The following is a 14,673-nucleotide window of genomic DNA, read 5'->3' as shown; positions in this document are numbered from 1 at the left end:
CCATGGCTGATATCAAGCGTTTGCACTATTTCAATCACCAGTTCCTGGTCGAGTCGGATTTCACCGACGAACAGCAATACCATCTGGTGATGCGCCGCCGGCACAACGCGGCGCTGCACGACTACGGCGTCGCCGACGGACTGGCGGTCAGCCGGAGCGGCGACCGGGAGATCACCATCCAGCCCGGAATGGCCATCGATCGCGGCGGACGCGAGCTGGTATTGCTCGACAGCCGCATCGTCAGCCTGAGCGACACGGCGGCTTTCCCTGCCGGGGCGACGGTCCATGTCACGATCGCCTACCACGAAGAGGGAAGCGATCCCAGTACCGCCACCGGCGTCACGGGCGACACCCGCACCATGGAAAGGCCGCAGGTACTGGCGTCCACCACGACGCCGGCGGGTGACGGCAGCGTGATCCGCTTGGCGCAATTCACGCTGACCGCTGGCGGCAACCTTCCCGGCAATCCGGGTGATGTGTTCGCTGACGGGCGACAACTCGCAGGCGCGGCACTGGCGCCGGCTGCGGTGGCGACCGACCAGCTCGCCGATGGCGCCGTCGACGAAAGCAAGCTCAGTGCCGGCGTTCGCGGCAAGCTGGTCACCCACGGCGATGCTCACGACCACTCCGGCGGCGATGGCGCGCAGATCCGGCACAGTTCGCTGAGTCTCGATGGTGGCAGCAATCCGCACGGGACGACGGCGGCGGATGTGGGTGCACTGCCGAGCACGGGTGGAACGATAGTCGGCAACTTGCAGCTGCATGCTGGCAATGTCGGTCTGGGCGCAACGCCCGAGCCGCTCAGCCGGCTGGTGGTGAGCTCGGACGACGGCGCCGCTGGCGTCGCCGTCGGACGCGTCGCGACCACGTCGAGCGACGGCAGCGGCACAGTCTTCGGCATTGACATCGATGCCACTGGCAGCGGCAGCGGAGAGAAGCGTGGCCTCACCGCCAGAGTCAGCGGCGGGGGAGAAAAGCACGCCGGCTACTTCAGCGCGACGAGCGGAGCTGGCTCGGACTTCACCCAGGCGCTGCACGCCGATGCCAGCAGTGAAGGTTCTGGCCCGGTGATGGGTCTATGGACGGGCCTGACCGGCTCGGGAACCGGGTTGAAGATCGGGGTCGTCAGCGAGGTGCGCGGTGGCGGACAGAAGCAGGCCGCCTCATTCCTTGCCGAGAGCGCTGCCGGTTCGACCGAGCCTACCGAGGGAGTTAGCATCAGCGCCGTAAACCAAGGAAGCGGCCTTGCCCGGGGCCTGTCGGTGGAGGCCGGGGGCCCAGGAGGAACCGGACCGAAACAAGGCATCGTCAGCATTGCCAGAGGCACCGGCCACAAGCAGGCCGGCGAGTTCTACGCCGAGAGCGACGGCGGCACCGCGGACCTTACCGTTGGCGTCAAGGTGCTCGCCACGACCGAAGGAACGGGCGATACGAAAGGTCTCCTGGTTGATGCGTCGGGTTCAGGAGCGGGGCGCAAGGACGGAATTTCCTGCCAGGTCAGCGGCGCCGGCCAGAAGGACGCGGGGAGATTTCACGCCTACAGCGATGCCGGTTCAGCGGACTTCACGAGGGCTCTGCTCGGTTACGCCCAGAACGCCGGAACGGGTGAGACAGTCGCTTGCCAGGCCTACGCAGTTGGCGAGGGAAGCGGGCGCAAGCAGGGCGTTCTCAGCGAGGTGAGTGGAGCTGGCGACAAGTTCGCCGGGCAGTTCTATGCATCGAGTGCGGCCAGCTCGCCGGGCTTCACCAATGCGCTGCGGGCTGGTGCAGGCAGCGATGGGACTGGTCAGGTGATGGCTCTGTGGGTGAATGCAGAAGGCGCCGGAACCGGCCTCAAAGAGGGTATTCAATGTTGGGCAAGCGGGGCTGGTGAGAAACGTGCGGCCCTGTTTGCGGCTGATAGTCGAGTGGGCTCGACGGATTACACCAGTGCCGTTGAGGTTCGTGCCAACAACGAAGGAAACGGTGCTACCAAGGGCCTCCAGGTGAACGCAAGGGGTTCAGGAAGCGGACCGAAACAAGGCATTACCAGTATCGTGGAGGGAGGTGGGCAAAAAAACGCTGGGCAGTTTGGCGCGTACAGCGGGGCCGGTACAGCGGAGTGGACAAATGCGCTGTACGTCCGAGCCAATAGCGCAGGAACTGGAGACGTTTCGGGCTTGCGGATGGAAGCGTCTGGGGATGGAAAAGGTCTCAAAGAGGGGATCAGTTGCGTGGCACTCGGGTCTGGCCCCAAGCGGGCTGCGTACTTCAATGCCGAAAGCCCGGCCGAGTCGAGCGACTTCGCGGATGGAGTCGTGGTCACTGCCAGTAGCCAAGGGACCGGCAACGTGCTGGGGTTCTCGGTCAATGCCTTCGGTTCAGGGCCGGGGCAAAAGCAGGGCATCGTATGTACTGCCGATGGCTCAGGGAACAAGTATGGCGGGCAGTTCTATTCCTATAACCGCAATGCCGGTACGGCCGACGTCACGGAAGGACTTCGGGCGGTTGCCGTTAGCGAGGGGACCGGCGACACGTTCGCGTTCACAACAACCGCCGGCGGGTCCGGAACAGGACCCAAATATGGCCTCTTTGCCCACGCCGAGGGTGCCGGTCGAAAGACCGCTGGCGTGTTCCGCGCAATAGGCGGCGGTTCCGCCGACGGTACCTATGGCGTCTGGGCCGAGGTGGTGAACGACGGGAGCGGGGAGCCGATCGCGATCGTCGCCAGTTCCGGCGGCGCCGGAGCGGGAAGGAAATGCGCCGTATCGGCCCACGCCTACGGCGGCGGTCACAAGCTGGCCGGCGCGTTTCGTGCGGATGGCAGAAAGGATTCACCCGACATGACACTCGCACTCGAAGCCTTGGCCCAGAGCCAAGGTTCCGGGTCCGTTTCCGGCATTCGAGCGTTCGCAACCGGCGAAGGAAGCGGATTCAAAGAGGCGCTCAGTTGTTCTGCAACGGGTGCCGGCCCGAAGCGGGCGGCATACTTCGCTGCTGAAACTCCAGCGGGCTCAACGGACACCACCGAAGGGGTCTATGTCATTGCCGATAGCGGCGGAAGTGGCGAGGTTTATGGCCTGAGGGTCTATGCGGTTGGATCAGGCAGTGGAACCAAGCACGGCATTTACAGTTACGTTAGCCCCGCCCCCGGCGGCGGCACAAAGTGGGCTGGTTACTTCGTCGGCAATGTCCATGTCAATGGTGTCCTCTCGAAAGGCAGCGGTACCTTCCTGATCGACCACCCGCTCGATCCCGAAAACAAGACGCTGCGCCACAGCTTCGTCGAATCGCCCGAAGACCTCTGCCTGTACCGCGGCAAGGTGCAACTCGACGCCGCGGGCAAGGGAACCGTCAAGATGCCCTCCTACTTCGCCGCGCTGACCAGGGAGGAAGACGCCACGGTCAGCCTGACCGCGATCGGCAGCAAGCCGTTCCTGACCGGTTACGAGTGGAATCGCAACTTCACCGCGTTCACCGTTTACGGCGAACCGGGCCGGGAGGTCAGCTACCTCGTTCTGGCGGATCGCGACGATCCGGTCATCCATCAGCTCAGACGCCCGGTCGAAGAGAAAAAAGGGGCAGGCTATTTTGAGAAAGGCCAGTTGCTCAACCCCGAGGCCTATGGCAAATCCCCGAAAGCGGCACCGGACGGCGTAAGCGCCCGCCAGACGACAGCGAAGATGGACATGGCACCCCCAAGCTTTGCGGATTCTCCCGCTCCCCCAACCCCCACGGCGCCGCCGGTTTTTTCATCGTCCCCGGCCCCCACGGCCCCCTCCCCTGCGCTGGAAGAAGAGCACCAGCGAATGGAAGAGGCCTGGGCCAGAACCCGAGAAGAGCAGCGACAGCGGATGGAATTCTTCCAGCAGGAAGAGGAACAACGCCGGAAACAGCTCGAAGAAGCCCTGGCAGCAGCACATCGGCAACCCGATCAGACCCCGCAAGAGCACGGCGGCCCCATCGAGACGGATGACGAGGCTCCGGAGACCCCGAGCGCCGCCCCCGAGAGCGCGTCACCCCGCCGGAAGAAGAGCATCGCTGATCGCAAGAAAAAGTAGCCTTGCCAAAGCGACTCGCGCCGCTTGGTGACACTGGATCGCGCGCTCCCGCTGCAGGCGGTGCCGGCTGGGAAAGCTCGTCATCCGGTCTTGTCGAGCAGCAGCACGCATTCGCTATTCGCCACGCTTGAGCTTGCGCGCCAGCCGTGTAGGTTGGGCTGAGCCTGCGAAGCCCAACAACCAGCGCATCTTCCTCGCATCTTTCTGCTTGCACACCTCTCCCGCCCGGTTCAGGAGCTTGGGCTTCGCACGCTCGGCCCAACGGCGCTTCCTGGCTTCTTGTTTAGGGTGTTGGGCTTCGCAGGCTCAGCCCAACCTACGGCGCGGATGCAGGAAGAGGCGAAGGAAGCGGCGGCATCGGTGCGTGGCGAAATCGATGCGGCTCTGGAGCGGATCGCTGCGGTGATCTGCGATACCGGAGATGGTCGGGATTATGAAAAATGGCGACAAACTTCCTTTCTTCGTGGCTGAATGCCGATGTGTTTGTCAAGGCATCGGCAAGTCCGGGAATTGGAGTAGCATTGATCAATGGAATTCTGTATTGTCGGCAAGGTGAAACTGAAGATAAAGGAATGGCTATGAGGTTTGTGGTTTGCCTGTCTCGCGAAGGATTTGGCGAGTTCTCGACGGATGATCTGACGCTCGGGCGGCTCTATGAAGTGCTTGCCCCGGCGGACAGCCACAGCATGCTGCGGATCATTGACGATTCCGGCGAGGACTTTCTTTACCCGGCTTCTCTTTTCGAGGCTGTGGAGGTGCAAGAGCAAACGGCCACCCGGCTGCACGAATTGCTGGCAGCGTAACGCAAGAATCAGGAAAACCGTCCGCTGAGGCACCGTAGTTGTTGCAACAGATCAGGAATATTGGGAGGCCGCACTGCATCGCTACGTCGGTCGCCTGGGCTGGGCAACGGTGGTGTTGATCGGCTTCCTGGCTTATCGCCAGCCTGATGCCAGCCTGATGCCAGCCTGAGCCAGGAGCGCAAGTGTCGAATCGGAGCCACTGAATCATGCACGGAGTCTTTGGTGAATTTGCTCTTCTGTTACGGATGTCCGCCGCCGCGGGCACCGTGTCGTTGTGGCTTCGCCAGCCGGTGCTGATCGCCCACATCGTCATTGGCTTCCTCATCATCCTGGCGATGGGCAAGGGTCGGGTGGAGGCCGTCGTCGAAGAATTGCTGCTCGGTAGCGTGACCAAGCATGTGCTGGCGGAATCGCAGTGCGATGTGTTGGTCATTTGCCACCCGCGCGAGGCGTCTGACCAATCGCCATGACCGATCTGGCATTCATCCTGGCTGCCGTGCTGTTGGCGGCGGCGGGCGGCGAGGCATTCCTCAAGTCCATCCTCGGCGCGGCACTCCATCTGCGCGTACCGAAGGTGGTGGTGGCCACCACACTGGCGGCGTTCGCCACCTCCAGCCCGGAACTTACCGTGTCTACCGTCGCCGCACTCGCTGGCCAGCCGGAGATCGGGTTGGGCGATGCGCTGGGCAGCAACATCGTCAATATCGCGCTGATCTTCGGTCTCGCCTTGCTGTATGGTGGCGTGCAGACCTCGCGGCAGGATTTCGGCCGCGATTTCTATCTTGCCCTCGCAGTCCCGGCGCTGAGCTTCTTCCTGATTTTCGACGGACGGATCGAAGGTGCCGAGGCATTGCTGCTGTTGGCGGTATTCTTCGCCTGGCTGGTGTGGAGCGTGCGCAGTGCCCTGCGCAAGCGAGAAGTGGCGGCAGACGTTGAGGCCACCGAAGTGTCTGCCGGCATGAGCCTGCTGCTCGGTGTACTCGGCCTCGGCGCGCTGATCGCTGCCGGTCGCCTGTTTGTCAGCGGCGCGACGGGCATCGCCACCGCGTTTGCGGTCGACACTTACGTGATCGGGGCGATCCTGGTGGCAATCGGCACATCTCTGCCAGAACTGGTGACGGTGATCCTGTCTCGCCTGCGCGGCCACGACGATGTCGGCGTCGGCACGTTGATCGGCAGCAACCTGTTCAACGGTCTGGCCATCGTTGGCGTAGCCGGCACGATACATCCGATCGTCGCGCCAATGAGCGAGGTGGCGCTGACGCTCGCCTGCGGCATCGTCGCGCTGCTTCTGCTGCTGCCCAACCGCAGCGGCCTGATCGTGCGCGGTCGCGGTTTCCTGTTGCTGATGCTCTACGTCGGCTTTGTCTGGGCAACGCTCACTTCCTGATCTCACTCAATATGTCTCTTGATCCTGATACTGCCTGGCATGCGCGCTCCACTGCCGAAGTCCTTCACCAGATCGGGTCAGACCCCTCTCGTGGTCTGACCGCAGAAGTTGCGCAACAACGCCTTGCCAGGCATGGTCCCAACCGGCTCGCTGAAAAACCGGCCCGGCCTGCCTGGCGCAAGTTCCTTGACCAGTTCAGGAGCCTGCTGATCCTGATCCTGCTCGGTGCCGCAGTCCTGGCCGGCGCCATCGGCGACCTCAAGGACGCGATCGTGATCGCCGTGGTGGTGGTGCTCAACGCGACGCTGGGCTTCTTTCAGGAGCATCGTGCCGAAGCGGCGCTGGCGGCGCTGAAGAACATGCTCGCGCCGACGGCGCGCGTGCGACGCGACGGCGAGGTTCGCCTGATCGAGGCGGCTGATCTGGTGCCGGGCGACATTCTGCTGCTTGAGGCCGGCGACCGCATTCCTGCCGACGCGCGCGTGCTGTCGGCGCACAGCGCTGAGGTGGCGGAGGCGGCCTTGACCGGCGAATCGCAGGCGGTCGCCAAGTTGCCCGACGCTGTTGATCAAAGGTCGGTGCTGGCGGAACGACACAACATGGTGTTCATGAACACCGTGGTGACGCGCGGCCGCCTCGAAGCCGTCGTCACCGCCACCGGCATGGGCACCGAAATGGGCCGTCTTGCCGGGCTGCTCGCCGCCACCGCCGAGGGCGAGACGCCGCTGCAGCAGCAGCTTGACAGCCTGGGCAAACGCCTCGCACTGATCGCCAGCGCCGTCGTGGCGCTGATGTTTGTCTTCGGCCTGCTGCGCGGCGACCCGCTGCTACAGACGGCGATGACCGCCATCGCACTGGCCGTCGCGGCGATTCCCGAAGGCCTGCCGGCAGTAGTGACCGTCACCCTCGCGCTCGGCATGCACCGCATGGCCAAGCGCAACGCCATCGTCAAGAAACTCGCTGCCGTCGAGACGCTGGGCTGCACCACGGTGATCTGTTCCGACAAGACCGGTACCTTGACGCTCAACCAGATGACGGCGCGGGCGGTCTATTTCAACGGTCAACGCCATGCCGTCACTGGCGAGGGCTATGGCAGCAACGGCTGTATCGCGGATGCGGGCGATGTTCGTCACATCCTGTTGCCGGCGGCGCTGTGCGTCGATGCCCGGATCAAGGATGAGCAACTGATCGGCGACCCGACCGAAGGCGCACTGCTGGCGCTCGCCGCCAAGACCGGGCTCGACGCCGAGGAGGCGGTCGAACACCTGCCGCGCATCGCCGAGATTCCCTTCGATTCAGCCAGCAAGTTCATGGCCACCTTCCACCATGAAGGCGACCAGGTACGGTTGTGCGTCAAAGGTGCCCCGGATGTCCTGCTGGCATTATCCATCGGCTATTTGCATCACGACGTGGTGATGCCACTGGATGACACAATTCGCGACCGCTTCATCGCCGAGAACGAGGCACTGGCCGAGCAGGCGCTGCGCGTGCTGGCGCTGGCTGGGCGGGTGATTCCGGCCGAGCAGTTCGATCCCGCTGGCGACCTGCTGCCCTGGGTGCGCGAGCTGACGCTGCACGCCCTGGTCGGCATCATCGACCCGCCGCGTGCCGAGGCACGTGTGGCGATCGCCACCTGCCGCGACGCCGGCATCGAGGTCAAGATGATTACCGGCGATCATCGCGTCACCGCTGCGGCCATCGCGCGCGAACTCGGCCTCTCCGGCGAGGCGCACGAGGGGCGCGAACTCGATGGCCTGAGTCAGGACGAAATCGCCGCGCTGGTCGAGAAGAGCGCCGTGTTCGCGCGCGTCGCGCCCGAGCACAAGATGCGCATCGTCGAGGCATTGCAGGCCAAGGGGCATGTCGTGGCGATGACCGGTGATGGCGTGAACGATGCGCCAGCGCTCAAGACCGCCGACATCGGTGTGGCAATGGGCATCACCGGCACCGAGGTCACCAAGGAAGCGGCGACGCTGGTGCTCACCGATGACAATTTCGCCTCCATCGTGCGCGCGGTGGAAGAAGGACGCACGATCTACGACAACATCGTCAAGTTCGTGCGTTTTCAGCTCTCCACCAACATCGGCGCCATCCTCACTGTCCTCGGCGCGCCCTTGTTCGGCTTCGCCACGCCGTTCACGGCGATCCAGATCCTCTGGGTGAACATCATCATGGACGGTCCGCCGGCGATGACGCTGGGCGTTGAACCCGCCCGTCCCGGAATCATGCGCGAGCGCCCGCGCAGCAAGGAGGCGGTAATCCTCTCGACGCCGCGCCTGTGGCGCATCGGGCTCTATGGCGCAACGATGGCGGTGGGCACCCTGGGTGCTTACGCCTGGGCGACGCAGTCCGGCGATGTTGCCAAGGCGATGACTTTGGCCTTCACCACTTTTGTGCTGTTCCAGTTTTTCAACATCTTCAACGCCCGCGCCGAACACGGGAGCGCTTTCAACGCGCAGTTTTTCAACAACGGCAAGCTGTGGCTGGCCCTCTTCGCCGTCGTCGTCCTGCAGATCGTCGCCGTGCATTGGCGCCCGGCGCAGGCCATCTTCGACACCGTCGATCTGACGCTGACCGAGTGGGCGGTGGCGGTGGCCGTCGCCTCGTCCACGCTATTCCTCGAAGAGGCGCGCAAGCTGCTCTTGCGGCTGTGCAAACGTATCCTCACCGGATAGGAACCTGTCTGACACTACAAGGAGTATCGATGGGGATTCTCGACTGGCTCTTCAGCGGCAACGACGAGGCGACCGGTTCCACGGTCGACCCCGCGGTCATCGAGCAGCGCATCGAGCAGCTCATTCGCATCATCGATCCGCGCCTGAAATTCGTCGCCGGCTACCGCGGCAAGCTCCGGCCGGCGGTGGAGCAGGCGGTGCTCTACTGCCGCGAGATCGAGGCAGGGATTCCACCCGCCATCGAAGCAAGCGCCAAGGTCTGGTCGGAGGACCCGAGCTTGCGCGCCCTTTTCGCCAGCGCGCGTGACATCCCGAGGGTCTTCAGCCGCAGCCAGGCGATTCAGGATTTCTTCGAGAACACGCCCGATGCGGAGCACGTGTGGGCCACATTGCGCTTCGTCTGCCGTGAGGCGACAGGCTTCGGCGTGGCGGCTGACGGTGGTGTGGTACAGAACGACGTGCTGCGGACCTGCGTTTCTTTTACCGAGAAGAAGCCGGTCTTGCCAAGCGGCTGCGAGCACGATGCGCGCATCGAAATCCGGCGCCGTGCCTTCAAATTTCTGCTCACGGAAGCGCTGCAACAGATCACATCGCTGGATATGCAGCGCAAGGATCTCAGGGAGCAGCGCTCGATGTTGCAGACGCGGCTGATGATCTTGAAGGGCCAGCGTGTCGGGCTCGAAGCGATGCTGGAAAAGGGCATTGGTGCGCGACAGAAAATCGAAGACGTGGAGCGAAAACTCTCCGAGAACGAGCGCTCCCTCGCGGCATTGGCAGCGAGCGCTGGTGAGACGCTCGAACACGTCATCGGACGTGTGCAGCACGTGCTCACGCACGGACCCGACTACATTCGGATCGGCATGACGAAGTTGCGGCTCGACCAGATGAACGTCCTGGTACCCGAAGGAACTGGCGAGGCCGCGGTCGAGATCGTACTGCCGAAAGTGGTGGTGAGGAGTGCTCCGGTGGTCAACCTGCTCGCCTGCAGCTTTCCCCGTGCAGAACTCATTCGCTGCAGGAGCTTGCTCCACGAAGCGGGGCGGCTGCTCGACTGACGCAATCACCCTGCCCCGTCAGGTTCGCCGGCCAGCTCAGCCAACTGCTGCGCGAACACCGCATCCCGATCGATTTTCTATCCTTTATCGAGCTGCCCGGCTCGTCACCAAGCCCTGACCTGCTGCCCAGCTAGCGACATCGTCACGTCGAATCGCAGCGGCCATCAGGCCAGGAAAGGCATCCGGGGTACAGGCAAACGAGGGCACACCCAGGGCGGCGAGTTTGCCGGCGAGGTCTCGATCATAGGCAGGTGCACCCTCGTCGCTCAAGGCCAGCAAGGTGATGAACTGCACGCCGCTGTCCACGAGTTCTGCGGCACGGCGCAGCAGCATCGCCTCGACGCCGCCTTCGTACAGGTCGGAGATGAGGACCAGAATCGTGTTGCGTGGCTCACGGATGATGGATTGGCAATAAGCCACCGCAGCGTTGATGTCGGTGCCGCCACCCAGTTGTACACCAAATAACAGTTCCACTGGGTCGTCGAGCTGCTCGCTCATGTCAACCACCGCCGTGTCGAATACCACCAGTTTGGTCGCGACTGCCGGTAGCGAGGCCATCACTGCACCGAAGATGCTGGAATACACCACCGAGGCTGCCATCGAGCCGCTCTGGTCAATGCACAGCACGACCTCGCGTTGTGGCCGATGTGCCTTGCGGCCATAGCCGAGCAGCGTTTCCGGCACGATGGTATGGAACTCGGCCTGCCAGTGTTTCAGGTTGCTCCGTATGGTTCGATTCCAGTCGATCTCGCTGTGGCGCGGTCGGCGATTGCGCTGGCTGCGGTCGAGCGCGCCGCTGATCGCTGCGCGCAAGGGCTCATCCAGGCGCTTCATCAGTTCATCCACCACCTTGCGCACCACCATTCGCGCCGTTTCTTTCGTGCCGGCGGGAATCACCCGTGACAAGGCCATGAGGCTGGCAACCAGATGCACATCGGCCTGAACATTGCGCAACATCTCTGGCTGCAACAACATCTCGCGCAGGTTCAAGCGCTCAAACGCATCGTGCTGCATGACTTGCACCACCGAGGCCGGGAAATATTTGCGGATGTCCCCCAGCCAGCGCGCCACGCTCGGCGCCGAGCCGCCACGTCCGCCACGCCGCTCTTTGGAGTGCATGCCGTCAGGACCCTCGGGGTCATAAAGCGCCGACAGCGCCTTGTCCATTTCGGCCGCTGCGCCAAGCGGGGTTCCGCAAGTCGATTCCGCCTCACGGCCGAGCACCAGCCGCCAGCGTTGCACGCCGCTTGGTGCGCCCGGCGGGATGGAAATCCTTGGATTCATTGCTGCACTCCCAGCAACTGGCGCAGTAGCGGCAGCGGCAGGGCAGCACGCTCTTCGTTCCAGCCGGCAAGCGGTTTCGGCATGGCTGCGACCACCCTGCCCTGTCCGGCACGTTGTGCCAGAGCACTGCGCTCGCTGGCGCTGAAGGTCGAGAAGGTGCGTCGTACCAGAGGCAGCACGCGGACGAAGTGTTCTTCGCGCAAGCCCACAAGCCACTCGTCCATCAGCTGCCATACGCGCATATCATGGAGAAGCACCAGCGCATTGCGGTTCAGGAACCCCTCCAGCCAGGCTGCGGCCTTGCTCGGCTCGGCCCCCATGGATAGTTCGAAGGACATCGCCTGCGCGACCTGTTCAACCGACCAGACCGCATCGTCGAGCAGCAATCGAACCGCCACGCCTTGCAGCAGTTGCCTGGTGTTGGTGCTGCTTGCGATCTGCTGCAGTGCCTGCCGCCATGCCTGGGTCTCCTCCTGGCCCTGGCGCAACGCTACCGCAGTGTGAGCGGCCAGCAATTTCTCGCGCAGGCTCTGAGCGGCCGCATCGTCCACGTTACGGCAAGCCAATGGCATGGCGATTGCGGCGCGTACGATCAGGCCGTCCAGGACCTGCGCAACCATCGCCGCATCGGTCTGACGCACGTTGCCGTAGCGGAACACATTTGCCAAAGGCGGCAGCGTGGCCAATAACTGCAGCACATCGCCGGTGAGCGCTGCTCGGCTTTGCAGCGCCTGCGTGACGGCTTGCACTGCAGCGTCCAGGTCGGCCAGCAGGACTCGATCCACCAGGGCGGCAAGTTCGGCCAGATCACTGACGCGCCCGACCTTGTCGATCACCAGAGCGGTGGCAGCCTGAACCAGTGTCTGCCCCCACTGGCTGGCCTCAATCAGTTGCAACAGAAACTCGGGCTGCCACTGCAGTATCCACACTTCGTGGAAAGTGCCATGCGAGCGGCCCACTTTGGCCAACTCACCCCAGGGCACATCGAGCAGCCGCAAGCGGTGCAGCAAATGGCTGCGGGCCAGGTCGTTGCTGTTGCGCAAATCCAGATCGAGCGTGCGCTGGACGGCCTCCGGCTTGAGCCGCAAGGTTTTCTGCGCCTGTTCCAGATCACGCTGCAGGGGTACGGTGGGTACGTCGGCAGGCACGCTGCCCAGTCGGTCACCCACCACCAGTTCGTCGGCGATGAAATGCAGCAGCGAATCGTCCCCCATGGCAAAGACCGAGCGTGTGGCCTCCTGCAATTCTTCCAGTCCGGCAGCGGGACGCTCGCGCATGGCTGCAAGCGCATCGGCCAGGCGCGTGGCTTCGATCAGGTGGGCCGACGAGCAGTCCAGATCCCGTTCGCGCATCAGCCGCGCCACGCGTGCCAGCCAGCCGACCGTGCGCAGCTGCGGGAGATGCTGGCTGCGCCACAAATGCTCATACCAGCCAGGCGAAACAATGCCGGCGCCATAGCCGCTGCTGCGCGTGAGGTGCCGGTAGGTCCACGGCACCCAGGTGGACTGCACCTTGACCCTGGGCAGACCCTTGAGCAAGGCCTGATCGGCTTTGATGGTGACGGACGTCTGCAGGGCACGCAAGTGCCAGGCGCCACAGACCACCGCAATGCGCTCCGCGCCTGTTTTTTGTGCCTCGCGCAGGCACTGGCGCATGTGCGCTTCGCGCAGTACCTCGCGCTGCGACTCCTGTGGGTCATCGCGCTGCTCACCCCAGTCTGCCCGCAAGGCGGTCATGGCTTCGGCGACCGCGGCAAACAGCTGTTCGCCGTCGCCGCGTTCCTCCACCATGTGGTTCCACCAACTTTCGCCATCGGCATAACCGGCGGCGTGCGCCAGCCAGTTCAGCGGGTCGCCCGCACGGTCGTCCTCGCTGGCTGCCGGGTTCGCCGGAGCGCCTGCTTCTGCGCTGGCATCATCCCGGTGGTCCTGTGCAGCGGGAGCTTCTGCGTGCGCGGGTTCCGGACACGCTTCGTCCGCTTGCCGATGTGCCTTTTGCAATGCCAGGTCATTTGCCATCGGCAGGTCCATGAAGCGTACCGGCACGGCATGCAATACTGCCCAGCGTATCGCCTGCCACTCCGGCGAAAACTCGGCGAAGGGGTGATACACCGCCAGTTGTGGCTCGTCGGGGCAATAACTCAGCAAGGCCACCGGTGGCTGCATGCCCTCGGCCAGCACGGCCTGCAGCAAGCCCTCGCTTTCCGGCGGACCCTCAATCAGAATGCAATCGGGTAGCAGGGCGTCAAACGCGCGCACCAGGCTGCGAGCACAACCGGGGCCGTGGTGACGTATGCCAAAGAGATGCGGTGCAGCCATTGCGGTGGCGATCAGGTTTGCTGCTCGCGGCAGGCACGGTACAGATCCTTCCAGTCGGCGCGTTCTTTCACCACCGTTTCCAGATACTCGTTCCATACGATATTGTCCTGGATCGGATCCTTCACCACTGCACCGATCAGGCCGGAGGCGAGGTCATGCGGGCGCATTACGCCATCGCCGAAATGGCCAGCCAGCGCCATACCGCTGTTGATGACAGAGATTGCCTCGGCGGTCGATAGCGTAGAGGTGGGCGACTTGACTTGCGTTCTTTCATCGGCGGTCCGGCCACTGCGCAGTTCTCGAAATATCTGCACCAGGCGCCGGACCTCCTTGAGCGCCGGCGGCTCTGCCGGCAATTGCAGGGCACGGCCCATTTCGGCTACCCGTTTGACGACGATCGAGACTTCTTCGTCTTCACTGGCGGGCACCGGCAGCACCACCGTATTGAAACGACGCTTGAGCGCCGAAGACAGCTCGTTGACCCCCTTGTCGCGGTTGTTGGCGGTGGCGATGACGTTGAAGCCACGCCTTGCCTGGACCTCACTGTTGAGTTCGGGGATGGGCAGGGATTTCTCCGACAGGATGGTGATCAGCGTATCCTGCACATCCGCGGGGATGCGGGTGAGTTCTTCGACACGGGCGATCTTGCCGGTCCGCATGGCATGCATCAGAGGACTCGAAACCAGGGCTTGTTCAGAAGGCCCATGCGCCAGCAACTGCGCGTAATTCCAGCCGTAACGCAATTGTTCTTCACTGGTGCCTGCCGTGCCCTGGATGAGCAGCGTCGAATCGCCGCTGATGGCCGCAGCCAGGTGTTCCGATACCCACGATTTGGCGGTGCCGGGCACACCGTACAGCAACAATGCCCGGTCGGTTGCCAGCGTTGCCACGGCAATTTCCATCAGGCGCTGATTGCCAATGTATTTGGCGCTGATCGCGAAACCGCTGTCGAGCTTGCCACCCATCAGGTAGGTGATGACGGCCCATGGCGACAGATCCCAGTTTTGCGGGCGGGCACGCGTGTCGTGCCTTTTCAGTTCCGACAGTTCTTCGGCAAATTGTGTCTCGGCATGTTCGCGGATGGCAGTGGATGCGGTCATGGTGTCCT

General features: G+C 63.6%; 10 protein-coding genes. 7 read left to right on the top strand and 3 right to left on the bottom strand.

Annotated elements, in window-relative coordinates:
• The first annotated feature begins 2 nt into the window (after positions 1 to 2).
• The 7 genes from E4Q08_RS04740 to E4Q08_RS04715 all read left to right on the top strand — a co-directional run bounded on the left by E4Q08_RS04740 (position 3) and on the right by E4Q08_RS04715 (position 9,963).
• A complete protein-coding gene (locus E4Q08_RS04740; RefSeq protein WP_169069541.1) occupies positions 3 to 4,040 on the top strand; it encodes a hypothetical protein in 4,038 nt (1,345 codons plus the stop codon).
• 327 nt (positions 4,041 to 4,367) lie between these two features.
• Positions 4,368 to 4,511, top strand: a complete 144-nt coding sequence (locus E4Q08_RS24035) for a hypothetical protein (protein ID WP_211203314.1) — start codon at positions 4,368 to 4,370, stop codon at positions 4,509 to 4,511.
• Positions 4,481 to 4,843 carry a hypothetical protein gene (locus tag E4Q08_RS24435; RefSeq protein ID WP_248594698.1) on the top strand — a complete coding sequence of 121 codons (363 nt, stop codon included), beginning with the start codon at positions 4,481 to 4,483 and terminating at the stop codon, positions 4,841 to 4,843. The genes E4Q08_RS24035 and E4Q08_RS24435 overlap by 31 nt, the downstream gene beginning before the upstream one ends.
• A 206-nt stretch (positions 4,844 to 5,049) precedes the next feature.
• Positions 5,050 to 5,313, top strand: coding sequence for a hypothetical protein (locus tag E4Q08_RS24030; RefSeq protein WP_211203313.1), 264 nt, complete (start codon positions 5,050 to 5,052; stop codon positions 5,311 to 5,313).
• Complete coding sequence (locus E4Q08_RS04725; protein ID WP_169069540.1) at positions 5,310 to 6,233, top strand: sodium:calcium antiporter; 924 nt, start codon at positions 5,310 to 5,312, stop codon at positions 6,231 to 6,233. The genes E4Q08_RS24030 and E4Q08_RS04725 overlap by 4 nt, the downstream gene beginning before the upstream one ends.
• An 11-nt stretch (positions 6,234 to 6,244) precedes the next feature.
• Positions 6,245 to 8,908: a calcium-translocating P-type ATPase, PMCA-type gene (locus tag E4Q08_RS04720; RefSeq protein ID WP_169069539.1), complete on the top strand. Its 2,664-nt coding sequence runs from the start codon at positions 6,245 to 6,247 to the stop codon at positions 8,906 to 8,908.
• 29 nt (positions 8,909 to 8,937) lie between these two features.
• A complete protein-coding gene (locus E4Q08_RS04715) occupies positions 8,938 to 9,963 on the top strand; it encodes an RNA-dependent RNA polymerase family protein (RefSeq protein ID WP_169069538.1) in 1,026 nt (341 codons plus the stop codon).
• Between the two features lie 84 nt (positions 9,964 to 10,047).
• Here the strand turns inward: E4Q08_RS04715 and E4Q08_RS04710 are convergent, their stop codons facing one another.
• The 3 genes from E4Q08_RS04710 to E4Q08_RS04700 are packed head-to-tail and all read right to left on the bottom strand — an operon-like array spanning position 10,048 to position 14,665.
• Positions 10,048 to 11,247 carry a VWA domain-containing protein gene (locus tag E4Q08_RS04710; protein WP_169069537.1) on the bottom strand — a complete coding sequence of 400 codons (1,200 nt, stop codon included), beginning with the start codon at positions 11,245 to 11,247 and terminating at the stop codon, positions 10,048 to 10,050.
• Entirely contained in the window at positions 11,244 to 13,565 is a 2,322-nt protein-coding gene (locus tag E4Q08_RS04705; protein ID WP_169069536.1) for a DUF5682 family protein, read from the bottom strand. Before E4Q08_RS04705 ends, E4Q08_RS04710 begins: the two co-directional genes overlap by 4 nt.
• Before the next feature lie 11 nt (positions 13,566 to 13,576).
• Complete coding sequence (locus tag E4Q08_RS04700; protein ID WP_034914910.1) at positions 13,577 to 14,665, bottom strand: ATP-binding protein; 1,089 nt, start codon at positions 14,663 to 14,665, stop codon at positions 13,577 to 13,579.
• Positions 14,666 to 14,673 lie beyond the last annotated feature (8 nt).

It is taken from the genome of Candidatus Accumulibacter contiguus (assembly GCF_012940005.1).
Classification (GTDB): domain Bacteria; phylum Pseudomonadota; class Gammaproteobacteria; order Burkholderiales; family Rhodocyclaceae; genus Accumulibacter; species Accumulibacter contiguus.
Note: the sequence above shows the minus strand (reverse complement) of the source record. Positions and strands in the feature narration are given on the sequence as shown.